Annotated in this window: 23 protein-coding genes and 2 tRNA genes; 11 read left to right on the top strand and 14 right to left on the bottom strand. The window is 33.5% G+C overall.

What is annotated here, in order from left to right:
- Positions 1-26 precede the first annotated feature (26 nt).
- The 7 genes from ACECE_RS0209645 to ACECE_RS27135 all read left to right on the top strand — a co-directional run bounded on the left by ACECE_RS0209645 (position 27) and on the right by ACECE_RS27135 (position 6,753).
- Entirely contained in the window at positions 27-767 is a 741-nt protein-coding gene (locus ACECE_RS0209645) for a hypothetical protein (protein WP_205410169.1), read from the top strand.
- Positions 767-3,331, top strand: a complete 2,565-nt coding sequence (locus tag ACECE_RS0209650) for a TraG/VirB4 family ATPase (RefSeq protein WP_010681004.1) — start codon at positions 767-769, stop codon at positions 3,329-3,331. The genes ACECE_RS0209645 and ACECE_RS0209650 overlap by 1 nt, the downstream gene beginning before the upstream one ends.
- A gap of 325 nt (positions 3,332-3,656) precedes the next feature.
- A complete protein-coding gene (locus ACECE_RS0209655) occupies positions 3,657-3,989 on the top strand; it encodes a hypothetical protein (protein WP_010681005.1) in 333 nt (110 codons plus the stop codon).
- A gap of 136 nt (positions 3,990-4,125) precedes the next feature.
- Positions 4,126-4,572 carry a hypothetical protein gene (locus ACECE_RS0209660; protein ID WP_010681006.1) on the top strand — a complete coding sequence of 149 codons (447 nt, stop codon included), beginning with the start codon at positions 4,126-4,128 and terminating at the stop codon, positions 4,570-4,572.
- A 340-nt stretch (positions 4,573-4,912) separates the two neighbouring features.
- A complete protein-coding gene (locus tag ACECE_RS29275; RefSeq protein WP_162862513.1) occupies positions 4,913-5,422 on the top strand; it encodes an imm11 family protein in 510 nt (169 codons plus the stop codon).
- A 131-nt stretch (positions 5,423-5,553) separates the two neighbouring features.
- Positions 5,554-6,030 (top strand): barstar family protein, encoded by a 477-nt coding sequence (locus tag ACECE_RS0209670; protein WP_010681008.1) that lies wholly within the window; start codon positions 5,554-5,556, stop codon positions 6,028-6,030.
- Positions 6,031-6,192: 162 nt separating this feature from the next.
- On the top strand, positions 6,193-6,753 hold the full coding sequence (locus tag ACECE_RS27135) for a DUF7021 domain-containing protein (RefSeq protein ID WP_010681009.1): 561 nt from the start codon (positions 6,193-6,195) through the stop codon (positions 6,751-6,753).
- 80 nt (positions 6,754-6,833) lie between these two features.
- On the opposite strand, the gene ACECE_RS0209680 is transcribed toward ACECE_RS27135, so the two are convergent.
- The 5 genes from ACECE_RS0209680 to ACECE_RS0209700 form a co-directional block, all read right to left on the bottom strand.
- Positions 6,834-7,925, bottom strand: coding sequence for a PfkB family carbohydrate kinase (locus tag ACECE_RS0209680; RefSeq protein ID WP_010681010.1), 1,092 nt, complete (start codon positions 7,923-7,925; stop codon positions 6,834-6,836).
- Between the two features lie 113 nt (positions 7,926-8,038).
- Positions 8,039-9,172, bottom strand: coding sequence for a hypothetical protein (locus ACECE_RS0209685; RefSeq protein ID WP_010681011.1), 1,134 nt, complete (start codon positions 9,170-9,172; stop codon positions 8,039-8,041).
- Between the two features lie 12 nt (positions 9,173-9,184).
- Positions 9,185-11,149: an ORC-CDC6 family AAA ATPase gene (locus tag ACECE_RS0209690; protein ID WP_010681012.1), complete on the bottom strand. Its 1,965-nt coding sequence runs from the start codon at positions 11,147-11,149 to the stop codon at positions 9,185-9,187.
- Entirely contained in the window at positions 11,133-12,257 is a 1,125-nt protein-coding gene (locus ACECE_RS0209695) for a phosphoribosyltransferase-like protein (RefSeq protein ID WP_010681013.1), read from the bottom strand. The genes ACECE_RS0209690 and ACECE_RS0209695 overlap by 17 nt, the downstream gene beginning before the upstream one ends.
- A 14-nt stretch (positions 12,258-12,271) precedes the next feature.
- Positions 12,272-14,206, bottom strand: a complete 1,935-nt coding sequence (locus ACECE_RS0209700; protein WP_010681014.1) for an HAD family hydrolase — start codon at positions 14,204-14,206, stop codon at positions 12,272-12,274.
- Between the two features lie 913 nt (positions 14,207-15,119).
- Between ACECE_RS0209700 and ACECE_RS0209705 the strand changes: the two genes are divergently transcribed.
- The 4 genes from ACECE_RS0209705 to istB all read left to right on the top strand — a co-directional run bounded on the left by ACECE_RS0209705 (position 15,120) and on the right by istB (position 18,957).
- A complete protein-coding gene (locus tag ACECE_RS0209705; RefSeq protein WP_010681015.1) occupies positions 15,120-15,734 on the top strand; it encodes a hypothetical protein in 615 nt (204 codons plus the stop codon).
- A 71-nt stretch (positions 15,735-15,805) separates the two neighbouring features.
- Positions 15,806-16,762, top strand: coding sequence for a ParB/RepB/Spo0J family partition protein (locus ACECE_RS0209710; protein ID WP_010681016.1), 957 nt, complete (start codon positions 15,806-15,808; stop codon positions 16,760-16,762).
- Complete coding sequence (gene istA, locus ACECE_RS0209715) at positions 16,752-18,239, top strand: IS21 family transposase (protein ID WP_010681017.1); 1,488 nt, start codon at positions 16,752-16,754, stop codon at positions 18,237-18,239. The genes ACECE_RS0209710 and istA overlap by 11 nt, the downstream gene beginning before the upstream one ends.
- Positions 18,211-18,957: an IS21-like element helper ATPase IstB gene (istB, locus tag ACECE_RS0209720; protein WP_407636651.1), complete on the top strand. Its 747-nt coding sequence runs from the start codon at positions 18,211-18,213 to the stop codon at positions 18,955-18,957. The genes istA and istB overlap by 29 nt, the downstream gene beginning before the upstream one ends.
- Before the next feature lie 324 nt (positions 18,958-19,281).
- Here the strand turns inward: istB and ACECE_RS0209725 are convergent, their stop codons facing one another.
- The 9 genes from ACECE_RS0209725 to ACECE_RS0209765 form a co-directional block, all read right to left on the bottom strand.
- Entirely contained in the window at positions 19,282-20,415 is a 1,134-nt protein-coding gene (locus ACECE_RS0209725; protein WP_010681019.1) for a class I SAM-dependent methyltransferase, read from the bottom strand.
- Between the two features lie 9 nt (positions 20,416-20,424).
- The gene (locus ACECE_RS0209730; protein WP_010681020.1) at positions 20,425-20,838 is read right to left on the bottom strand and encodes an ASCH domain-containing protein; all 414 of its coding nucleotides are present in this window, start codon (positions 20,836-20,838) and stop codon (positions 20,425-20,427) included.
- Positions 20,839-20,853: 15 nt separating this feature from the next.
- Positions 20,854-21,309 (bottom strand): hypothetical protein, encoded by a 456-nt coding sequence (locus ACECE_RS0209735; RefSeq protein WP_162862514.1) that lies wholly within the window; start codon positions 21,307-21,309, stop codon positions 20,854-20,856.
- A gap of 79 nt (positions 21,310-21,388) precedes the next feature.
- Complete coding sequence (locus ACECE_RS0209740) at positions 21,389-22,438, bottom strand: hypothetical protein (protein WP_010681022.1); 1,050 nt, start codon at positions 22,436-22,438, stop codon at positions 21,389-21,391.
- A gap of 912 nt (positions 22,439-23,350) precedes the next feature.
- Positions 23,351-23,426: transfer RNA gene (locus tag ACECE_RS0209745), tRNA-Thr, on the bottom strand.
- 13 nt (positions 23,427-23,439) lie between these two features.
- Positions 23,440-23,513, bottom strand: a tRNA-Gly gene (locus ACECE_RS0209750).
- A 76-nt stretch (positions 23,514-23,589) separates the two neighbouring features.
- Positions 23,590-24,234, bottom strand: a complete 645-nt coding sequence (gene sigH, locus ACECE_RS0209755; protein WP_010681023.1) for an RNA polymerase sporulation sigma factor SigH — start codon at positions 24,232-24,234, stop codon at positions 23,590-23,592.
- 437 nt (positions 24,235-24,671) lie between these two features.
- On the bottom strand, positions 24,672-25,424 hold the full coding sequence (gene rlmB, locus ACECE_RS0209760) for a 23S rRNA (guanosine(2251)-2'-O)-methyltransferase RlmB (RefSeq protein WP_083878553.1): 753 nt from the start codon (positions 25,422-25,424) through the stop codon (positions 24,672-24,674).
- A gap of 505 nt (positions 25,425-25,929) precedes the next feature.
- Positions 25,930-26,352 carry a Mini-ribonuclease 3 gene (locus ACECE_RS0209765; protein ID WP_010681025.1) on the bottom strand — a complete coding sequence of 141 codons (423 nt, stop codon included), beginning with the start codon at positions 26,350-26,352 and terminating at the stop codon, positions 25,930-25,932.
- Between the last annotated feature and the right edge of the window lie 118 nt (positions 26,353-26,470).

Raw genomic sequence — 26,470 nt, forward strand, 5'->3', positions numbered from 1 at the left:
GCTGGGCAATGTTCTGCTTCATATTAATGGGGCTTTTAAGTACCCTAAGGTATGGAACTCTGGGCATTTTGGGAGGCTTCTCTTCCCTTTGGATATCCGGGTGTGCCTGGACTGGTGATGAAACTGCTTTAACAGGATACTTAAACCTGTTTGTAAGATCAATAGCTATGTCATTCATATTTGACGGAGCCTGGCTTATATCATACTTTGTGATTAATAATCTCTATGACTTCCAAGGCTTGGGGCCTCAGATAGTGGCCTGTTGCATATTTACAATTGCTATAATCCTCTCCCTTGTAATTTGGTTTAAATGGTTCGCAAAATCGGTTTTCAAACCTGCCACTCTGGCTGGAGAAGATGCGAAAAAATGGGTTAGTAATAAATTTGAGAAAGTAGGCAGCACATCTGAAAAAATCCGTAACAGGTTCAGCAGCTCCGGCTCTAAAAACGGAAAAAGTTCATCTGCAAATCTACCTAAAACATCTAGTAAAGAATGCAGTACAGAATACAAAGAGCCTGATTCTGATAACAAAAACAGTAATATAGACGATCGGCTAAAGGATGCAGAAAATAAAAGTTCTAAAAAGCCTGAAACTAAAGCTTTATCCTCTACATCTACAAGTTCATCATACTATAAAGATTCTAAAGGCTCATACCACTACTATAATGACACCTTAAAAAAGACTGTCAAACATTCTTCTCCACCTAAGAATGGAGTTAATCTTAAAGTCGTTAAAAATTCAACTAAGGAAAGGAGTGATTCATAATGTTAAGAGAACGGTACATACCAGCTGATATAAGAGAAGATATAAAACTAGGTAAAGTAGTATCTTTAAAAAGCATAATTTACTTCTTTATAGCACTGATAATATGCCTTTTATTATCTTTTGCAATAGAGTACTGGCTTTTAAAACTTATTTTCACCTTCGGCATCCCTATAATCGTAATGCTGGTTGTTAACTATGATGCTCCCGGAGCCATTAAAAAATTAGTCCTTTTTAAAACCCATTGCTCTATGATAAAAAGCCTTAATGATCTTTGTACAATAAGTAGTTTTGATGATGTTATACAAACAAAAGATAGCGAAATAGTCTTTCTTGAGACTTCTGTTCCTCCTTGGGAGGTATGTCCTGATTCAAAAAAGGAATATCGTGCAAATAATTTTTCATACAATGTATTTTCTTTACTTGGAATGGGAGCCGAAATGAGTGTATTTGGTATATGCTCGGCTGAAGATACTACGCAACTCGAAGAGAGGCTTAAAGCCCTTGATAGCCTAAACCGCGGGGTTAAGGATCTGGAAAATGAGAGAATAGAACACCACTATAACCTCTCAAAATCGGCTAAATCAGTAAAGTACCTTATACGTCTTAAAGCTAATGCTATAAAGGATGCTTTAGAAATATTTGATGAAAATGAAGTAACTGTAATAGGTGGAGATTTGGTTGAAGAGTATGCAAAAAGCCACCTTATACCTGGCCTTAAGAAAGTTCGTGGTAAAGAAGATGATATAAAGATAACCCGGGATCACCTTATCATAGATGGCATGTATGTTAAAACCTTTCTACTGAGTGTACCGTGCCAGGGCATTCCATGTATGATCTACGGAATAACTCATGGAAAACATGCCAGAAAGCCTGGCGTTAATGTAAACTTTTCAATGCACTTTAAGAAAGCAGAAGTAAAGTTTGACTTTCTAACAAGCATGAAACTGAACAGGCTTCAGAAAAACATAGAAGCATATGATACCGGAAGAGCCTCTGATGAACCCCGAAGAGAAGAAATTAAAACTCTTGAGGCTCTTCAGCATTTTAGGGATGTTTCCGGAAGCAGCACTTCCGATGCAGCTCTATATGCTGACATCTGGTTCACAGTCACAATATCGTCCATGAACTTTGAAGACTTTAATACCTCCCTGAGAGCTTTTAAAGACTATATAACAGCTCCCGGACTAGGTTTTTCAGTAGATGAACTCCTGTTTGAGCAGTCAAGAGCTCTTGATATGGCATGGATAGCAGGAGGCAATAGTTTCTTTGACGTAAAAAACGGCAGAGTAATGGATATGGATGCCCTGTCAGCACTTTATCCTTTTGTAGACGGTACAATCACAGATTACAAAGGCTGTTATATCGCTCATAGAATAGCTGATGTAACGGCGGTGTACAAAGATTTTGCTGAAGGAACCGATAACCAGAACATTATTGTTACCGGTGCATCTGATGAAGGTAAATCCACTTGTATAAAAGGAATTACATCATCTTTAAACATACAGGGCTTTAAAGGCTATATATTTGATGTTGACGGCGAATACAGAAGCCTTTGCAAAAAGCTTGGCGGCACTTGGGTTGACTATACAACCGGGACAGGTAAATATGTAGACCCAACAATAATTGAAAGCCCTATAATCGATGAGGTGGATCCTGAGTCACTTGATGAGGATACCCGTGAAAAACTTTATGAGGCTGATAATGCAAGATATCAAGAGGCTATCACAAACACCAGAGCAATCGTAAGTCTGCTTTGTTCAGACTTTTCAAAAGCAATGGAAAATGCTTTGGAATTTGCCCTTATAAAGATGTGGGAGTCTGAAGGAATACATGAAGATGATCCTTCCTCTTGGATAAAATCAAGAAACGGCAGCTGCAGCCTACATAAGCTGTATAACCTAATTAAAAACTTCTCGGAAGATGCCGGCCACACTAACCATGATGGTGCAAAAGCTCTTCATACTGAACTTTGGAGCTATTTTGAAGGTGCAAAAAAGAATATGTTCCGCTATGCAGAAACCGCAGACTGGATTAGAAATTCAAAGCTTACAGTCTTTCATGTTGCATCCTCGGCTGACAATGATGTAGATCAGCAAATGGGAGCTGTAAAAATAGTTATGATAACGCACCTTGTATGGCAGCAGATTAAAAGGGACCGTATAAAGAAGCAGCACTTCAGTTTTGAAGTATATGACGAGCTGCAGCGACTTATCAGAAACAAGCATGCCTGGCCGGCAATTTACCGGAGCATAACAACCGGAAGAAAGTTTAATGATCAGGTTATCATGGGCTTTAATGATCCTTCAATCCTTTTTGAAGGTGAAGGTGGTAAAGGAATTTGGGACAATACAAAGTACAAGATTTTCTTTTCAACCTCTGCAAAGACCATTAACACCCTTGCCAAATATGCTGATATGCCTGATGAAGTTAATGAAAAGTGGCTAAACTTAAGTAACTACAAATATTCGTTTATATTCAACCAAAACAAAGCCTACGACATTTTAAGAATGGCCCTACCTCAATCCGAAATTTCAAAACTTCATAAAACCAGGGGGTTGAGCTAAACGGTGGGGCAATTATGCATATTACGATTGCATGTATTATAAAGAAGTTAAAAAGACTGTAAAAATTTGTTTTTAGCATGGAAGATTAAAAAGTATGATACAATTATTGTTAATTAAGATGATTTTATTTTAGGTTAACATGTATAGTAAGTATGAATTTGAAAATAAGATAAACGTCCTGGCTCGGATTTTGAAAGCAAAGCTTTGGAGATTTTTAGTTATGAATCACATTTTATGAACTGTTAGCAAAGGTAACAAAGAATATATCGAATGACTTATGTTTTGGCAACAATAAAATAAATATAAATATGAGGATATAATTAAAATGAGTTTGCCCCAAAAAGGTTTACGATCTATTAAAGTTAAAGATGTTGAGTATCAATGGACAATTCGTAAAAAGCCAACTTATAACCAAGGTGCATTTAACGGAAGAATGAGTTTAGTAGTGCAGTTGGCATACGAGAATAAACGCACTGTTTTGGTTGTTAATTTAGGAGTGAGCAGACCTGACAACTGGATTGAGCCACATCAAACAATGATAACACCATCAATTGTAAGAAATGTAATTATTGCAGCTATTAATGATGGATGGAATCCAAATGGTGCAGGTGGGATATTCAAGTATACTTATCAAATTATAAAGCATAGCTTAGGATAAAGATAGATTGTTAAAGAGTCTGAATCTATGAGATTATAGGGGCTGACATCGTGTCAGCTGCTGAGCTTCGAAGGCGCACGACTACTAACAAGAGTATTTATTATGCTGAAAAGTTTGCTTAAAAGAAGGTGATTAAATGCAAAGATATTTTATGGAAAAGGCATTTCTATTAAAGGTTGAAGAATCAAATAATAAGCAAAATGATCGTATATTATTCGATGATAATCAAATAAGTGAATTGAAGTTTCAGTATCCTGGTATACCAGAAGATTACTTGGACTATCTGAAAGAAATTGGTGAAGGAAGCTTTAGGGAATGTCAATTTTCAGTTAGAGGATGGCTAGCTAGAATCAAAAGTATATTCGGTGATGAATATGCAATCTCTGATAAAAATCTATTGTTTTTTGGAGATAACTTTTCAGGCGATTTAGCTGGTTTTGATATTGATAATAATTGGGAGCTTATTGAATTTTGGCATGATTGTAGAGAAATATATTACTTAAAAAAGACTTTTCACCAATACATTAGAGAACAAATGCTAATGGACGATAATGGAAATGATATTTGTGAACTTGAAACATAAATATCACGACTTTTGTTATAAAGTATGAAAGATTGGCTCTAGGAGCACCATCCGTGGTGCTCTAGCTCCGCAGGCCCGCCGCACATCAGAGAACAAGTCCATTTGAGTAAAGGGCATGCTTACGGGTCATCCTGCCTACATCGATTCATCGGGCTAAAGCCGCTCACGGGTATTCATTAAGGGTCCGATTCATCGACGTCTCAAATGGCAAACGATATATGAAATTCCCTGCAACCGCACCATCCGGGCACGGATTTAAAAAGCAGGAGCTTGGGGTGATCAGATGTACTACTTATGGAAATATAAAACATTTGGAAAAACAAAATTTTTCAGCTGTGGAATGGAGCAATTTGAAGGTTGGACTGATGTGCCTTGGAATATGGGAAGAGAGCTTACATTTGATCCGCCCAATCCAATAAAATATTATTCTTCAAATTTTATGCAACCAGAAGACTACCCTATGACAGGTACTGGATTCCATTTTCTTGTATCTAGCAGGATAACAAAAATTTTAAAAGATAATTGTATTAGTGGTGTTGATTACTATAATTCAGAAATTATTTTTTCGAATGGATTTGTCATTAAAGATTATTTTACATTGAATATTCTGAATGTGGTTGATTGTTTAGATAAAGACCTTTCAAAATATGAGGTAAAAAAGTTTGGTTCTGCAGAAATATATTTATTTGATAAAATTGCTATTGATATTATCAAAGTTCCAAAGGATACTAAACTGTTTCATTTGAAAAATCATGTGACGCATACGATAGTTCATGCTTCAATAAAAGAAGAACTAGAAAATGCCAATGTTACAGGAATAGAGTTTATTAAACTTAATGAAGATTTGTGATCTAAATCCAAAAGTTTAATGGTCGGCCATGCGGGACGATATATGATATTCCCATCAACCGCCGCGGCCTGCGACGGTTGATGGGAATGGCTTTGAATTTTTGATTTAAATCAAGGATATGAGGTTAATGTATGGAGAATGTTTATATAATTGAAGGTAAAAATATTTATGATTTACATTCTTGTTTTAAGGAATTTGCTAAGGCAGTTAATGCTCCTAATGGCTATTTTGGTTCCGGAATGAATCAATTTGACGATTGCCTTTTTGGTGGATTTGGATTAGAGGCTCCATGCAAAATAATATGGAAAAACTCGAGTTTATCAAAACAAAGATTGAATTGTAAAATGCTAAGAAATTATTATAAAAGAGAAAAATATTTGTATGAAAAAGAATTAATCATTGAGATGAAAGAATTGCTTGAACATGGAAGAAAAGATGCTTCTGTAGAAGATTGTTTCAGTTATACAGCAATACAGTACAGTAAACATATGATTGAAAGAGCAGAGATTGGAGAACTAGATTTATTTGATGAAATAGTTAATACTATTCGTTCTGTATCAGAAAGATCATATAATAAGAATTGGAAAATAGAGTTGATTTTAGAGTAAATCAAAGTTATGAGGCTTGACCGTTCCGTGGCCAAGTCTGGCTTCGCGGAGTAGGAAACATCGCATATCAACGGCTTTGGAGTATGTTGATAAGTATTTCGAAATTATTATAAAAACAGGATATTTATACCTAATAATGATAAATCGATATGGGGGAATAAAATGAGTAAATCTAGTGAAATAAGTAGATTTGAAAGCAGATTCAATGGTGATGTTATTGAAATAGCAGCTGTTACAGGAGCATCGGGGAGTTCTGCGGGAAGAGCAGGCAAAGATATAATGTGGACTGCATCAATTGATTTAATTGCGTGGAAGAACTTATGCGGTAATGAACCAGTAGTAAAAGAAGATATTAGACTTCAATGGATGGCTGATGATGAGGAATGGGGAAAAACGAGGAACATTTTAGGGAAAAATACAATTATAAGATTGCATGTACGTAAATCAGAAAAATCTATGATGCTTGTTAAAATTCTGGATAATACATATAGAGATGAAGAGTTGGAAGTAATATTGCAGGACTCCATGAAACCGGTCTTTTATAATGATGAGGTACTAGGTGAGTTTGAACTTGACAAGACTGTTAAACTTTTTGAAAAGAAAATTATATGGGCTGGAGAACGCCCCGCAATATTCAATAAGAATGGATTTAGACCTTTTTTCCGTATCAAGGTGTTTCAAGTTGATTATCGAAAAAATAGTTTTCAAATATGCAAAATATAACATATCCAATGGTTCAATTTCCCATACAAACAAAGCATACTATATAGTAAATCTAAAATGGTATCCAATTACTTTTTGTTTTAAGTAGATACAGTGCATACTTCACGCTGTAATACCTCCTCAAAACATGGTTGTAAGCATATTGGACAAATTCCATGATAAGGCATTTCTAATTTATGCCTTTCCTTCGGCTCGATAGGTATTTTGATATTAAGTTGTGAAAACTTTCGCAAAATATCTCCATCATAAATAAGTCCCTGAGCACCTTCGGAAGAACAAGAAGCAGCTGATAGCTTTTGGGCATTATCAATGGCATCATATATATCTTCATACGCTAATTGCTCAGTAGTGTCCTTGTAAGTTTCTAACAAGTGGTATATAATTCCTGCAGAACACCAATCTCCCGCACCTGAAGCATCTCTAAACTCATCTATTGGATACGCAGGGACCCTCTCCCAGTTGCTAAAATCATCTTCTATAGACTTTCTAGAGCAAAAATATGCTCCCTCACCTCCAGCAGTTATGATTATAATTTTTGTGTCTCCACTCCTAGCAGATAATCTTAATTCACTAGCTATATTAAAACTTACTTTTTCAGAAGAAAACTTTACAATATCAGCTTGAAGTGAATTTTCAAAAAAAGCGTTTTTATTTCGTATACTATTAGGCTCATAAAAAACCCATTTATTCTTTCTTTTAAATAAATTCCTTATCGATCTTATACCCTTAGATGCGCGATCAGTATAGAAAAGATTGTATTGGTCAATATTGCCAATAAGTTTAGAAATATAATCATCACTTTTATCTATTATTACTGCACTAGGCAACTCCTTATAACAAACTGGACACTTAACATAAAATTGGTGGTACTTGGAATTACCGTTTTCTATAATGTCTTCAATTATTCTTGGCGAAAGCTTATCATTTATTTCAAACTCAACTATGTTAACACCTAGTCTTTTAAAGTTATGATTAATAAAACTATTTATATAATCTTTGTATTGAGCTTTTACAATTGTAGTGCTTACCCCCAAAAATGCAAGCGATGATATAACATTTCCACATGACCCACCATTTAAATAAGAAAAGCGATCATTGTGCTTAATGATGTCTAAACATACTAATCCAGTTCCAAGGACCGAAATGCCTTGTTTTTTATACTGACTAATCATTTTTTTCCTCCATACCTTATATACATTGAATATTAGAAATAATAAAAAATTAGTAACTAGTACTATAAATATTTTATTATATATTATATATTCCTAAATATAAATATATTTTATCATTTATAACAATTGCCATAAAGCCAAACATTAAATAATTCAAATTTTTTATTTAAACTTTTTGTATTGTTTTCTTTAAACGTATATCCATACACGTCAACATTGGCCAAACCTATATTAAATCCAATTTCCTTTAAATTGTAAACAGCTAATAAGGCCCCAAGAGACAATAATTTACTTGAAACCGCTGAAACAGTATATTTCGCACCTCTTAAAGGATTTAATGCATTATTATACCTTAATACAGCATTGCAAATATGCCTATATACTTGAAAAGGGTTCTGTTCGTCGGCATAAATAATGTTTCTAATCTCTATATTCCATACATCGAATAACAATTGTCTATATTCTTTTAAAATATCGTCAGATCTCCTTGGGTTTTTCGATGGGAATGGAAGAATTGGACATATTTCATCTGGTTCAATTAGCTCATAAAACTTCTCAAGTTTTGCCCTTGATCCTTCTCCTAAAACTGGAAACCAAACTTTGGGGACATTTTGGTCTACTTCACTAAACATAGATTGGTTTCCAAATCCATGAATATATTCAGCTTTTTCATCAAGTCCAACTGATTTAATTGCTACGTCAAGTTCTTGGCTTTCCGCAACGGCAACATGAAAATTACAATCAACATTGCATTTTTTGATTAAATTAAGTAGTTTACCAATTAGGGGATAATAAATGCTATGAGGTAAAGAACTAATATCAAGAATGATATCGGTATACCCCTCAATATCACTACTATTTAAAAGCTTTGTTGCATTAACAGAACATACCCTTCTTTTTTCATTTCCGTTACCTGTCCAAATAATTAATTCTTTTTTATTTATTATATCAGGATTATTAATAATATTATAGAATTTTTGTTCATTACCAGAAACAATTTTGTTGTGCTTAAGTGAAGGTGAGTCGTCTCCCTCATGAAACTCAACTAGTAAGCAATTAAAATCAACATTATATTTTCTTGTTAGTGGGTATATTATATTTATTATGTGGCACATTCTTGGATCGAATCCTTTACCAAGGATGAATAAAATCCGCCTTCCTTTTCTTCTTTCTAAAAACGATTCCCAGAAATTCTCGAATAAATCGTTCTTTATTAAAACGTAGTCCTTCCAGTATAAGTCAACCATTTTCTCATCCCCTTAGTATAAAGAAATTTGATTTAAATCTATATCTTGAGAGACCTTGTTGTTACACCATTTATATAACTCATTTAAGGTTTTAGATTTCCAACCACCTTGTTTTAAAGGTAGTCCAAAATGCAAACATATCCATCTATTTAAATACAGAACTGTCCATTTCTTTCCTCCTTGGCTTATGTCCTTCATCTCAAGCAAATTATATGTCAAACAAGATGACAAAACATTTGCAAGTAAGCTATATGCTTTATTTTTCGGATTATTATAGCTATCAATTAAATCGTCCTTGTTCATCACACTAATTGCTATTCCAGTTATTGTGCCTGCACTTGGATATGAAGCTGTTCCTTTTTGAAGGTCTTTTAACGCATAATTACATACGTTTTCTAAAAAACAAACAACATTACTTCCATATGGAACCCTTCGAGACAACTCATTCCACCTTACAGATGAGGATCGTTTAAGAATTTTTTCCTGCCTTTCAGGAGTTAGAGCATAATCTTTCCTTATTAATTCTGCAGATATGCTTTCCTCAAATAATTCTCCCGCAAAGTATAGAAATTGTTCAATATTATGAGAGGATAGGCTTGTAAGTTCATCTATTCCAAAATAGTACGGCAATCCAAACTCAACTGCTAAGTAAAATTCAGCTGCCTCCTTAATATTTGATGATTTATACTCTCTTTCTTCTAATTCATCATAAGAATATGGTATACCGAGATCAAGTTTCATTTGTGCGTTATTTAAGTCTCTATTAATTATTATTTCTAAAGTCTTCCAAGATAAAGCTTTTTCTCTAGGAGAACCATCAAATTTTTCCCTCTCACTAATCCACTCTTTGTAATCGGAATTATTTTTTGTTTTCTCTAAAATTCGATTCTTTACTATTTTTACTGAATTTTCATATACTTCAGCTAATTTAATATCTGAAAAAAGTAATTCATTCTTTAAGCAATCACTAAATGATGCAATTCTACTACTGTTTGACAATCTAACTCTTCTATCAGCTATACTTATTAATATTTTTTCAAATTTTTTCCCAATACTTGATGCGTATGTTTCAAGGTAAATAGGTGGATCATATTCTCTTCCGACAGTACCGTCAGAACCAAAAAAATCTTGCATACCCAACACTTCAAGCCTTTCAGCTATCCATACGCTTGTCTTGGGCCTAAATTGAAATAACTGGCTTAATAGGCTATGTCTTTGCCTATAGGAAAGTTTATGTACATCATCAAACATTATTAAGATCTTATCTGCTACCCTTTGATTATCTACTAGCAAATTCTGCGGGTTAAAAAGCAGAAGGGAATATAAAAGCAACTGTAGATTTCTTCCATACATATCATGCTTATTAGGTACATCAAAGCTATCAATTAATTTACATATATTCTTTTCATTTTCGCAAGCCCAGTTATATAGTTCTCTGCCACCTATAGTTGAGTTTTCACTTACAGACATCATATGGTGAAATTCATCTGGTATACCTATAACCTTTATTCTCTCAATATCAGCAGGGAAATTTAATCCTTTTAATTCTAGAGCACTTCTCATTAAAGCTAAAATAATCCTTACGTTAAAAAGTGTAAAGAATAAAGCGATACTATAGTTTTCATCTGGTATAATATCATCAAATATAACGTAATTTCGTGCACATGAAATAATAACTCCTAAAACGTCTGGACCAGTTTCAGATATTGCACCAATGTTTTTCATTTTCCTAAAACATTCATTATATTCTTCTGTTTTCCTTAGTCGGTACAGGGTATTTAAAACATTAGGAGTGAAAACATTAAAAAGAGTTGTCTTCCCACCACCTGGCGAACTACGAATAGTTTGTATAGAATTCCATATTTTTTCTTTGTTAAGTATATCTAGAACTTCAGGTTCGAATAATCTTAAGAACAAATCTCCGGAGTCTATGCTTTCTGAGTATTTCATAAAAAAAGGATTACGTATTCTTTTCATAGAGTTCCTCCTTATGCCTACTTACTCGAGGAAACAGTCCTTTAACCTTACATTTGTCACCAAACCATATAATCGGAAGAGTGTTGTTTGGGGTGTTATGAAAAATAACTATTGGTAATGCACACTCATCAAATCCCAAGAAAGGCCTTTTATAATTGCCCTTTTTAAAATGCTTATCTATAATTATTTCATCAAAATGATTTTTTGCTAGCTCTAAAAAGTCGCTATGCTTTTCGGTTTCAACATTGATCCCTTCTAGATTCATTACGGTAATTAGTGTAAAATTTGTTTCTTTGCAAAAATCTTCTTTATATTGTTGAAGTACTTCTAACAAATAAGTTTTTGCTTTTTCAGTAGCTATATAAAGAACAATAAATACATCTATTTTTTTAGAAAATATATTTTTTTGGTTCTTTATTTCACTGATAACTTTACTTATTTTACCTTTCCATTCATCTCCTTCTTTTCTCAAATAACTTATTCCACTTCCGGTAAAATCATCTAATAAAACAATTGTATTAAACTTTTTTTCAATTTGTAAATCCTTGTTATTATTTTTTAGAGACTCGTCTATATCTTTGCTGAGTTCTTCCTTAAGCTCGCACAACTTTTTATTTGGTATATCATAGCTTAAACAAATTTGTTCATTACTTAAGGAATTATTATATCGTCTAAAAATATCAATATGTGCACCATCGCTTAGGCCGAGGAATAAACATCTTCTTAAAGAAATTTCATAATTCAAATCGCTTACTACTTCCTTCATTTGTTCAAAAGGATCTTTTTCCAAGTACTTTGCTACCTTTTCAATAAGCTTAGGCTTTATAAAATCATTAAAAGAAATAGCGACCAAATGTGTCATTTCTTCTAATGAAATAAACACAAGGTTATCTTTAATAAAATTAAGAGCTGGTTCTCTTTCACTCTTATCAAATTGATTTAACCAAAGTGCAAGGCTTTCTATAAATCTCATACCTGGTGAGTACTGTTGGTATTCATCATACTTATATTCAGCTAACATTTGTATTACTGGCCTTTCCTCAGCAACATTTGAAGCATCCCATCCCATTACTACACTTAAAAGTCTTTCAGCTAATTCACCTTTCATAATCAAACCCTCTTTTATTTAGCTTTATTAAATTTTTTTTTATTAAATACAAATTTGCCCGAATCAACTACATCAAGTGAACTGAGATAACTTTTTGTGGCACGGACTCCATGTACACTAGGTGATGAAATGTTCCAACAGCAGTCCCATAGATTTGAAACACTTCCAACACTTAATGAATGTATATGCATAAGCATCTCACTATCATTTCCAAGATGCTCCCCACTATCACCAATACATAGGACACTAAGTCCATCTACTTTTTTAATACAATCATTTAGTAGATCTACTTTACTTACTTGATAATTGAATAAATCAATTGAATGGCTTGACATAAAAACCTTTAATTTATCCCTATAGTCAAATTTTTCAATTAGTTCTTCTAATAATTCCAGACAGTATTTTTTTCTTTTAATATCGTGTGGGATAATACTAATTTGCTTTGGTCTCACCTCAATTTCGCTAATAATACTTATAGGGCTATCCTTTAACATTACCTGATAAAACTTATTCAGATAATCATCAAAGGCATCGTCTGACAAGTCAACCTCTTCATGTAAATAGCTGATTTTACTACAATTATAGTAGCCAATAATAACTTTACACCAATTTTCATTATGTATAGAATTTCTCAAATCTTTTCTTACAGATTTACCTCTACCTGTAGCTATGCCTACAAGAATATCCGCATTTAATAATCTTGTTAATTCTTCTATTATGTCCTCTGAAGGTCCTTTGAATCTATCATCTAAGCTACATATAGTTCCATCATAATCTAAAACGATAGCACCAAAAGTTGTATTTGATAACCTATCAATATAATCTTGATATTTACTTCTCCAAAATTTAATTTCTTGCTCAGATAAATCAGATAATGATTGTATCTTTGTCTTCCTTATTATCGCAAATTGCTCCTTAGATTTAATTGTTTTACTGTCGTAAATACATTTTTTATCAATAGAATATTTTAAATTATATATATTACGTCCGAATAAAGGTACCTTTGGATTCCCTGGATCTATTCCAACAAATTTCCCAAACTCATTCACAATATAAAAGACTTTAACAATCAAATCAATAGTGGCCACGGCATCGTTGAAGATTGTTTCAATTTTAACTTTAGGTATTTTATCCGGAATTAAATTTAATGTACGTTCAGCTATTTGTACGTCTGATGGGGTAACCAATGCAATTACACCAGTACTTTCACTACGTTTTGAAAGCCAATGATGTCTTCCATGTGCAAAGTTTCTATAATCTGTTAATAGTATATTCCCTAAAGCTGCTTCAGAGAATTTTGATTCTATATCAACCGCAGCTGGCATACCCCAGCCACCATATAATACAATCAGAGTTTCTTTACCTAAAAGTTCTTTAATTTTACTTTCCCTTATGAACATATCATATGTAACAAACTTGTATTTACTTATATCATAGTGCCTGTTAAATGATTCATTAAATGCCCTAATCAACATTATTATTGATGCAAGTATAGAATTTACTGCTAAAAATCCATCTTTTCCACAGGGCAAGTCAGTAAATACTCCTTTTATATTATCGCTTACACTAATTGACTTTTCTAGTGGACTATCTTTCCTAGTACATAGTACAAGTAAATTACTAGGATCACATTTTTCTATAAGCTTATATGAAGAAATTATATCTGGGTTACCTCCACCTGCTGTAACCAAAGATATATTACTGCTGTTTAGCACTTTCTGAAGCATAAGAAGTTCATAAGGAGTTGTAACTTTCGAGATCCCTCCAACCTCTTCATAAAGAAGAGCTAATGTATGAGCTACTGTTATTGAGCCTCCGGATCCAATTATAACTAATGGTTTTTTTTCTAACCTATTAAAAAAATCACTTACTAGTTTTACTTCCGTTTTGTTTGCAAAATCAATTGTTTCCTCAATTTTTTCTAGTGTACCTTCAAAAGGTTTACCCATTACAAGATACCTCCAAAATTTAATTCAAAATTATCTAATTTTTATAATATCATTATTGTAAATAAAGGGCAATTACTATAGCTGATAGTTTTTTACAATTTCAAATTTTATCGACCTGTTGCAATAAAATTTTTACAAAATTATTTCGAAAACTATTTCCGCTAGCTTACCAAGACCGACGATATATTTATTTATGCAAACCAAACTTATTAGATTGGGAATTAAAGTGTCCCCACAAAATAAAATTTAACTTTAAAATTAAAGATCTATTGGATTTTTCCAATATTAATACCGTGAATTTAGCAGAGGAATGGACTGAAAATGAAGCCAGTAATATCGATGTTGTTGATAAAACTTTACCTCAAAAGAAAAAAGAACTATGAGGCATTATAGGGAACTGACATTACATATTACAGAGGATGAGGTACCAAGACTTAGGGTTTATAACACTATTAACCATTAAAGTTTTAGCGGTTGTGTATATCCTTGAGATTAACAGAGTTACACTAGAGAATCCCCCCTAACGTAACTAACCTAAGTCCAATTAATAAAGCTTTTTCCTTTGCACTCGGAAGCAGTAGAAATCAGAAACAACCTTGATTGGCTACAACATAGGTAAGGATTAACCGTCAACTATTGATGTAATCATGGTATAGGTTTTAATGAAATCTGTATAAAACGGTAGACATCTTCATTGATGATTTTGGTGTTGTAAATATGTTGGAATTACTGATCTAATTGTATACCAAAAATGACACCACTGCTATCATAAATGTGGACCACTTACTGGGTCCTTTTTTTGTAGCCGCTGTCTTAAATAGCACCACTATGGGAAAAATACAAAATAAAAAAGCCTGCCAACTTTTCCCAGAGAAACGCAGACTTTTTTAGAATGTATGAGAGTGTCACACATATGGAAAATATATCATTATTCCCGCAAAACTACAAGAAACCACATACATATTACCTGCAAATATCTCGCGAAGAATACCTTCAACTTCGCTCTGCTAGGCTAATTTCAGGAAAACTACATTTTCAACGTTTAATACTTAATTATCGGGAAATACAGGTTAAATGTCCTATCATTGTGGCAGATAACTCTAATCCAATCATTGTTATGCCAGCTTTTAAGTTCTCATACAGGCCTTACCCCATATTTGTTTACTTCTATGCCATCGCACTTTATCTTACAGGAATATCGATGCGTAAGGCTGCCATGAAAACAGCCCAAAAGTTTGGAATACCGGGTTTTAGTCATTCCACAATAAGTAGAGTATTTTCAAGAATGGCTGCTAATATTGATCTGTTGCAATCTTTACTTTATGCAAATCAATATGATGAAAATTCCTTATTGAAGACAGCGTTGCCAGGATCACCGAAATGCAAAACATCTCCAAAGCTAAAGAGTATAAAAAAGGCGGTAGCTCCAGTGCTTGCACATATTTTCAGCCCAATCCTCGATATCCATTTTAAAGAATCTCTTTTGCCATATGAACGATTTATGAAATATTGCTGCCTGCTGATTTGATAATATGGTTTTGTATATATCTCTGCACCATTCCCTTTGATACGATTTATCATGAAGGGAGGTGCTTCATTATGAATGAAGTACAAAATCAAGTTTTTCAGATTGAAACATCATGTATTAAAGATAATCAAGTGCTTGCACTGTCTGTGACCAGACAGGATATTGAACGCTGCAGCCGTTTCATTCGCGAGTACGGAATTGTCACGCCTCCGGTTATAGGTAATTGTCCGGATGGCACTAAACGGCTGCTTTCTGGTGAATGTGAATTTCTTTCACTAAAAGAAATAGGCGCCAAAAATATTAATGCAGTAGCTGTACCTGTTGTTGATGAGGATGATTCCCATAAACTTTCTTTGCTGCTGTCATCCATTCCAAGAGCATCTTCTGCCTTGAGTGAAGCAATATTAATATCACAGCTGATTAAGGCACGCAACTATACACAACTTCAAATCAGCGAACTTCTTGGGAAATCACCTGCGTGGGTAAACAAAAGGGTTAGCCTTGCAACCAAACTTCACCCTGCAGTTTGTGAAATGGTAATTATGAAGCAGTTGTGTCCCCATAGTGCTCAGGAAATCTCCAGACTTCCCAACGAAATGCAGCATGGCTTTGCAATTAATGTATTAAGAGATAGTATTCCAAAGTCGGGAGTAGAAGTGTTGACTGCGGCACTAAACAAGCAAGATTGTCCGCAATCCTTGAAAGAACAGATTATCAGTGAGCCACGACACGCATTAACAAAAATTCAGGAGTTAGGTGTGAAAGCTTCACCTGTAAAAGATAAAAAGGATTGCAATGCTTCAATCAGAATCTTACGAAATGATTTTTTGCTCTTAATCCATTGTATTAAGGATATTGAAGAACAGATATCCAAACTCAACCCTACAGAAATCATTTCCCAAAAAGAAATAGCTTTATCAGCAAGAGCTTTGATGCTTCGTTTATGCGGTATTGTTGATGCTGCACTGACTTTACATGAGATTTCCCCAGGGAAACCCAGGAATGGAGATGAGTTAAATGTCAATTGATATGCAGATGTATAAAACCATACGTCAATTGTATACTGTGGAACAGCATAGCATGAGAAATATTGCTGATAAGCTTGGAATCAGCAGAAGAACCGTACGGAAATATTGCAAGGGAGCGGTGATTCCTGATGTTGAAAAGACACGGACTTGTTCTGCGCCTATTAGAAGACTTGTAGAGACAGAGGTTATTGCTATGCTCGAAAAAAACAAAAGTATGCCGCGTAAGCAGCAGTTAAGTCTCAGAGATATCTGGCAATATCTTGTACGCGAAAAAGGTGTTCCTGTAGGCTATTCAACCATAACTCAGTATGTACGAGAACTTAAAAGCAGAACTCCGGAAATATTTATTCCAATATCACATGAACCAGGAGAATCAGTACAATTTGACTGGGGTGATATGACCGCAGTGATATCAGGAACTAAAACAGTAGTTTCGGTGTTTGTTGCAGCGTTTCCTTACAGCGGATATATTGTTGGGTTCGTTTATCCCGATAAAAGTATGATTTCCTTTCTTGATGCTCATATCAGAACGTTTGAGCATATTTGCGGAATTCCTAGACAATGTATTTATGATAATCTCAGAACGGCTGTCAAAAGCGGTAGTGGTAAGCATGCCGAAAAGCAGGAGCAGTTCATAAGACTTGAAGCACATTATGGATTTACCCCTGTGTTTTGTAATGTTGCAGCTGGATGGGAGAAAGGTGTAGTTGAAAATGCTGTTTCAATAGTCAGAAGAATAGCGTTTACTCCTATGCCATATGTTGAAAGCTATGCACAGCTTCAGGAGCATGTCACAAATCGGTGTATTCAATATGCCAGAACTCATGTTATCAAAGGACAGGAAAATACAATATGGGATCGCTTTAAAGATGAACGCAGCCACATGCTGATGCTACCAGAATCACCGCTTGATACAGGCTTCATTGTTAAAGCTCTGGTTCACACTGATCTTACTGTACGTTATCAGGATGTACGATATTCTGTACCTAAGTATCTGGCCGGAAGAGAAGTAACTTTGCGCATATCTCCTTTTCATATATCAATATTTTATCATGGACAAGAAGTTTACAAGCACAATAGAGCACTTAAAAAGAATGACCACCAATATATTCTTGATCATTATCTTGAAATCCTTGAGAGAAAGCCACGAGCCATAAATCATGCGGTAGTTCTAAAACAAGGCATTATGCCAAACGAATGCTCTGATTTTCTGAGACTATGCAGAGAGATTGATCCCAAGAAACAGTTGGTGGATATCCTGTTACTGGGACGTCAGGTTGAAAAGGAGCAGTTGCTTTTAGCTATTGCACAGGCTAACAATACAAAGAGTCCTTCTTTGAATCTGGTACGGATGCTGCTTGAATTAAAAGAACCGGTGAAGATAACGGATGACTTAGTTGTAGAACACAAGGGACTTGAAATATATGATTCCTTGATTACGAAGGGAGATGACGTTAGTGGAAATATCACAAAATGAAGTTGAAATTCAGCGATTATCAAGCAAACTGAACTTACCTGCTATATCAAGTTTTAGGAAACATGTCAAAACTTCATCTACATTTGAAGAAAATCTTTTGCACCTGCTGCAGCTTGAAACTGATTTGAAGGATCGTGAACTAATCAAACGCAGAATCAAGGCTGCAGGATTCCTAATACAGAAAACAATTGATACATTTCAGTTCAGTGAAGAACGGTTGCCATTTTTAAAACGTGAAGAAGTGATGGAGCTACTTCAGTGCGAGTTTATTGCAAATCGTACAAACATTGTTGCAATAGGTAACAGTGGCACTGGCAAAACTCATCTTATGACTGCTCTTGCTATGGAAGCAATACGAAAAGGTTATTCGGTAAGATTCAGGAGAGCGTCCGATCTGGTAACACAATTATCCGAAGCCCAGTCGGAAAAGCACCTTTCAAGTATGCTTAATTCCTTGAATAAGTGCCAATTGCTGGTTTTAGACGAACTTGGGTACCTTACACTAGATCAGCGTAGCTCAAATCTGCTTTTTCAGGTACTTGCCGCCAGATACGAGGTAAGAAGCACTATCGTTACAAGTAATCTGGAATTCTCCAAATGGCCTGATTTTATTGGAGACTCAATAATGGCAACCGCCTTAGTGGATAGACTGGTACATAGATCGACCATTCTAAATATGAATGGAGAAGGATATCGAATAAAAGATGGCAGAAAATGAAGGGATTAACCGGCTCAAATGCGAGTCGGTTTTTTGTTTGTAGATAAGTATTCTTTCTTTTCATGAGAAAAGAAAAGTGGCCCTCAAAAATACCTTTCAATTTAGTACCTTGATATTTAAAAAAATATTTATTGTGAATTGAAAGCTGTGATTGTATAATGTTCACAATACATTAGTTAACTGCTGAACGTCAATGAATAAAGGCATTAGTGGTGGTGTCATTTTATGCAGCATTATTAAGCTGTAAAGGTGCACCAGAGTGGAGCACTTTTACGATAGCGATTCCAATATGTTTATTGTTACGCCCCAAGAAACGGGTAAAAGTTATCTACTTTCCTTAGATAATACAATAATAAGTCTATCGCTTGATTCTTCATAATAGTTTTCCTTATTAAAATCTCCATAAACAGCTTCAATACTAAAATACCCTCTGCATATACTCTCTAAATCCTTTATTGAATAAATTTTTGCAATTTCTTCATCTTTAAAAAAACTATAATTATTACATTTCTTATCTCTTAATAAATATAAATAATGTCCATTTTGTATATTATTAATTATTTTTTTAAATATTATTAAGCTCAACTCAATATTTTTATCTTCGGTTGTTCTTATATATGTCCTAAACTTTTTTAAGGGAAAAAAATTCTTTGAATCTAAAACAAGTAACCCTTTATTCTTAAGATGCTCATACGCACTTTTAATAAAACCTCGAATATCAGAATCGGTTGAAAAATAATTATATGATGTCCACATACAGATAGCACAATCATAATCATGTTCTGGTAATGCAAAGTCTCTTACATCACCGTTAATATAGTTTATTTTCATATGGGAATTGAATCTATTAGCATTTTTTATTTGATTTTGCGAGACATCTATGCCTGTAACTTGATACCCCTTTTTTGCTAACAAAGCACTATGTCTTCCTATACCACAACAACAATCTAAGACCTTTTCAGTCTTGCCATAATGATCTAAAAAAATATTGTTTAGAAATTCAACTTCCTGTTCAGTATCTTTATCAATCGCAATATTATAGTACTCAGACAACTCATTATATAAAAGTTTGTTCTTAGCATGACCAACAAAACTAAAGTTAATATATCTATCTAACTCGCTATTTAGATCTATGGGCAAATAAATTATATTATCTTCCATAAATGATTCTTTGTAATAGTTGTTGAAATAAAGTATTAAATCATACTTTTTACCATACTTTGAAAAAAGATTTTTTATTTCGCTGATATCCCTAATTGGAATAATATTTTCAAATAAATCAGATAATTTATATTTTTGAAGTTCTATTTTTATTTGATCACTAGAATTTGACACTACTAAGTCAACGGAAAGAACCTCCCTTAATTCTTTGAAAAATTCTATATTATCTGGAATTACTTTCAATGTTTTTTGATTTACCAAAATATCATAAAAATCTGTTATTACTCTTATTTTCATAATGGTTTCCTAATCTAAAAAGGATTTTTTCTGCTTTGAAAAACTTATTTCATCAATATAAATAAAGGATTGAGGTATAAAAGTAATACCAATATCCTTCAAATCTAATTTATATTCATATTTAACAACTTCATCAAGTCGGTATGCAACTGCAAATTCTTTATTTTGAAAATATTTGTCATATGAAGTCTTATTTACACCAGAATATTTTTTTGTATTTTCCCAAACATTTTCTGGCGTATCAACTACTATTTCCACAACTTTAGCCTCTCCTACAATTCTCTTAGCCGGAAAAGTTGCATAGATAATAATTCTGCTGACACTAGCTCGTGTGCACTTTGTCTTTCGGTATTCATATTTCTTTTCTCCATCAAATATACTCTTAACATATTCAGGTTTTATTGGTAGCAAGATTGTACACATATTATCCTCATATATTTATATAAAATTAACAAATTGCTTGTTCTTATCTAATATAATACTTTCTCTTTTATAAAAATCTCCATGTAAGTTCCCATTAAAACAATATTCGCTCATTCCCTCTTTATAATAATTATTGCAAACAGAAGCCATCTCGAAACCATAATATGAAAATAGTTTCGAAAACTCAGTTATTCTATTTTCTGAAATAGTAAGAACAGGTTTTTCTGTTCCTAAAATTTCAAAACTTTTGTTAAATAATATCATACCAATTCCGTTCTTCCGGAAGTTACTATTAACCATTAATGTACATATCTTCCGTTCTTCATCTTCTGCTTTTATAATTGAAACTCCTGCAATTGTTTCATTTACTAAAAATAAAAGTATATCTTTTTGATTAGTTTTAGTAATATTGGGTATTACCTTATTATAGTACCAACCCGCAAATCCAGGGTACTCAATATTAAGTTTCATTAAAAAAAAATAAATCCGATTCACATATCTGCAAAAAGTTTCTTTTTGATTTTGAAAGCTTGATAACAATAATACTTGGCTACTTTTTATTATTTGATTTTTCATAGTTTTTATTAACCTCTACTATCTTATTATTTGATTTTTCGTTGTAATTATTAACCTCTGCAGTATTTATATTGCTTTCATACGCTTCTATACTTCGATAAACCAAATTTGATGCAATATTGAAAAATATACTCATTATACATAAAATAACTAAATATATCGCAATAGTTTTAAAATTGCACACATAATGTTGAATTTTAATTAATATATTATATGAATCTGAATTATTTTTTGATTTCCAATGGTAAACAATCATGTCTTTGTCTAAATTTTGTTTTGCAATATATTTTTCCCAAATTTTGGATTCTAGTATCCGATATGTATATACCTCTATATTACTATCAATTACATCAGATTCAGCTTTCGTTATTAAAAAGAAACGTATGTCACTAACGATAAATCTCTTATTTTTTACACTTTCCATATCTTCAACTAGTGACAACGGTAAACTTCTCAGAATATTAAGTTTAAAATCAATAACGTCTTTAGTCGTAATTGCACTTTGTAGCAATAAATTCTTAGGATTATATTTTTTTTGTAACATCTTTAAACTTTTCGAAAAAATTCTAAACCGCAAATAATATCGCTTATTTTGATTCATATTTTTAGTATTAATACAAAGAATTGAACCATTATATTTATTGTTTAATTCTACATCATTCGTAACATCCAAAAAGTAAACCGCAAATTCGTCTGGTTGATCTTTGTTTACCGTAATATGTTTTGGGTTTCCCGTTGTTAGTTTATAATTTTCATTGAATATTCCTGTAAGTATAATCTGATCTTGTAATTTCCCCCCCAAATCCATTATCTCACTTTTTGATATTACAAAAGGTAGGAAAAAGAAGATTTTATTAATATTGTCTACATTTATCTTAATGCCTATATCAAGAAAAACATCCTGTTTTTTTAATGAAAACTTAGAATCACTAACACGTATTCTAAACAAATTGAACTGAATACTTGCTTCAGTTGCAGTTTCTTTTGTTTGTTTTTCTTCATACCATAATGCAAAACTTTCCATATGAGTCCTCCCAAGTGGGTCATCCATTACACAATTAGATTATTTCCATTCAAAAATCCCTACCTAATGCCCTATACTCTTTTTGCATTAGTCTTTATTTATATTCTAAAAATCTATTAACTATATAAATATATACAAGTGATTTTTGAATAATAAGTTCTTTACTTCTTTTTCTATCATAAATATTACTACACAATATACACATCATATGGCTGGACTACTAATTTTCTTATTAATTTATTATGGACTTATATCAAATTAGCTAAGAATCTTCTATACCCATTATTACTCAATTTTTATCATCCAAAGTTTTTAATGGTACAACAAACAAATTATACCACAAACATTAATCTTATTACAAATCATTATTTTCTATTTTATATTAATTTTATATTAATACCCTGAATCCTTGAATTATTGTCATACGAACTAGCCCAAACCATTATAAACATCATTAGGACAATAAAGTAATACTTTAGCTTTGATGGAACATGACAAATACCCTAGAAAAAGATATAGATATCTTGATTTCCATATTCTATGTAAATAGCTTGCACTTTTAGTGTTGCAAACTATTTCTAGTAAATACTTAAGAAACTTATAAAAAGGTAGGGCTTAACCGATAACAAAGAAAGTAATTTTAATACAAAAATGCCTTATAGCTCATCAACAAAATAGTAATAAATTAATTTTTTCCTATTCAAAAATAATTGTTTACCACAAATAAAACAGATGCCGTTAAAGCATTGGATTTACTACATCGTAGCAGCAACAATCACAAACCAATTTAGCTACTTCTAGGCCTACTTTCGGACCAATAATTGTAAATTTTTCCGTAGATGCGGTTATTCTTGATACAATACAAAAAACCCTCGAAACACTGACCAATTAACGTTTCAAGGGTTCTATCACTGGAGCCCTCACCCGGAATCGGACCGGGGACCTCATCCTTACCATGGATGCGCTCTGCCGACTGAGCTATGAGGGCATATTAAATTTCGTGGAGCGGGTGATGGGAATCGAACCCACGCAGTCAGCTTGGGAAGCTGATATTCTACCATTGAATTACACCCGCCTGCAATTTCGAAGCAAAAAGAATTATACCACTAAAACAAAAAATAGTCTAGTGGTAATTTCTTGTTTTATACAAATTATTGCTTAGTTTCTTCCAAATATTTCTCCAGCTTACGTTTTACTCTCTGTAACGCATTGTCAATTGATTTTACATGCCTGTCCAATTCAATAGCTATTTCCTGATAGGATTTGCCTTCAAGATACAGCGCCAAAACCTCGCATTCCAATCCGCTCAAGATTTCACCCATTTTTTCCTCAATACCTGAAAATTCTTCCCTGTTAATTACCATTTCTTCAGGGTCGTTTATAGTGTCTTCACTGATAATATCCATAAGTGTACGATCGGATTCATCATCAAAAATTGGCTTGTTTAATGAGATATAAGAATTTAGAGGTATATGTTTCTGCCTTGTAGCTGTCTTTATCGCCGTAATAATCTGCCTTGTAATGCAAAGCTCGGCAAATGCACGGAATGAAGAAAGCTTGTCCTCTCTGAAATCTCTTATAGCTTTGTAAAGTCCGATCATACCTTCCTGAATGATGTCTTCTCTATCAGCTCCAATAAGGAAGTATGTTCTTGCCTTTGCGCGCACAAAACCTTTGTACTTATTTATCAAGTATTCGAGGGCCTTAAGATTGCCGGATTTTGTTTCATCAATTATTTCTTCATCAAGCATTGTACTAAAAGATCTAACTACCTCAACCTGTGCATTTGACTTCAAAATAATGCCCCCTCTTGTTATAATTTAATTACAAAAAATAGAGAAAAAATGCTATAAGAATAGAGGATAATATTTACCATGCCTTCAAGTCAAAAGTCACGAAAGTCAGTCGATAAGGCACGACTATGACAATTATATTCTAAAAAAAATGCAATGTCAAGTAATCTTTTAGAATACATTACTTGTCAAGCTCATCTTTTCAAGCTTTTTACCAATTCCGCATCAATATTGGACATTAAGTTCATGGTGTATCATTCTGACCCCACGAGTGTGTAGTACTATCCTCCGCTCCAAAAAATCAGATATTACAAACCTTATAACATGATCCTTTGAATATTCTCTATATAAATATCGGCAAATTGGTTTTTTTTCGTACATATAAATTGCAAATTCTCAAAATTTCTTTTTAACTTTACTTACAAATCGGCGGTTTTCCCTCACTTACCCCTTTGCTTCAGAATTTCATACATAACTATAGCTCCGGCTACAGCAGCATTGAGTGACGAAATCTGACCTTTCATAGGCAGATTCACAACAAAATCACATTTTTCGCTGACGAGTTTGCCCATTCCCTCTCCCTCACTACCTATTACCAATGCTATAGGCCCCTTCAAATCGATTTCATAGAAGGACTTTTCTCCGGATTGATCTGTTCCGACCACCCACAAATTCTGTTCTTTAAGATAATCAATCGTTTGAGCTATGTTGGTTACCCTGGCTACCGGTACATACTCTATAGCACCTGCTGATGCCTTTGATACAGCAGCAGTAAGGCCTATTGCTCTTCTTTTCGGTATAACCACGCCGTGGGCTCCAACTGCGTTTGCAGTCCTCAATATTGAACCTAAATTGTGAGGATCGGTTATTCCGTCCAGTATTATAATAAAAGGAGCTTCCCCTTTTGACTGCGCTATTTCCAAAATATCATCAACCTCAACGTAGTCCTTGACTGCTACAAAGGCAATTACTCCCTGATGTGAATGGGTTGTCGAGATTTTATCGAGGCTTACCCGGTCTGTTTCCTGTACGATAATTCCCTTTTCCCTTGCCAGAGCAATTATCTGCTTTATGGAGCCTTCCTTGTCGCCTTTTGATACAAGTATCTTATTTATAGTCCTGTCTGATTTTATAGCCTCAAGCACTGAGTTTCTTCCTTCAAGCTTGTCCAGGCCTTCATTCAGGTCCTCCATTTCTTTATTTTCTATCCTTGGAGGTCGTTCGTTAAATCTTTCTGGTCGTCCACTGGATCTTTCCGGCCGCTCATTGGATCTTTCTGGTCGTCCACCGGATCTTTCTGGTCGTTCATTGAATTTTTCTTTGCGTTCACCGAATCTTTCCGTGCGTTCACTGTTTTTTTGTGGTCTATCATTATAAAATTTTCTTTTGTTATCCGCCATTTTATTCAACTCTTTCTTTTATAGTATTACCAGTAATTTGCAGCACGCTATTCAAATGCTTTACAAATATACTTAGTCTGCTTGCATTCAGAATGATTAATAATTTTTCTCACCATTTCTATTCTTCTCAAAAATTTAGTCTTTTACATATTGTTTTTATAGATAAATGCTACCAACATTTATCTCATTATAACCAAATTGTAATAGCCGATATATAGCAAAAATTCAGAGTGCCATTAAATCTTGGGACATTTAGCCCCACTGGATTTCAGGACATTTGCTTCGCAAATTCCTTAAATCAGCCCTCTGAAATAGCCATCTTCAATACTTCCATCAAACGGTCGTTTTGCTTCCTTAAATACAGATACCCTATTAACGACTCAAAACCTGTAGCATATTTATATTCTGTCACATCAGCATTTTTTGGAATGGTGCCGGACTTGGCATTCCTTCCTCTTCTCACAATATCAAGCTCGTCCGGGTTTAATTTTTCCATTATTCTATGGATAATATCGGATTGCGCTTTAGCTTTTACAAAATTGATCGAACGCTTATGAAGTACATGTACAGGAATATTACCCTCGCTTACTAAAAGCGTACGTATAAAAACCTCATATACCGCATCACCTATATATGCCAGCACCAAAGGTGCCATATTGTTAATTTCACTTTCACGAAAGTCAAATTGACCTACAAACTTTTCAAACATATTCTCAATCATAATTTACATTCCTTGATCAAAGATTTCCATATATCGCAAATTATGATACGCCAATAGGTTAGGCATAATTTGCATACAATAATTTGTATTATATACTACACATTTTAACAAGTAAATA

This window comes from Acetivibrio cellulolyticus CD2 (genome assembly GCF_000179595.2).
Lineage (GTDB): Bacteria > Bacillota > Clostridia > Acetivibrionales > Acetivibrionaceae > Acetivibrio > Acetivibrio cellulolyticus.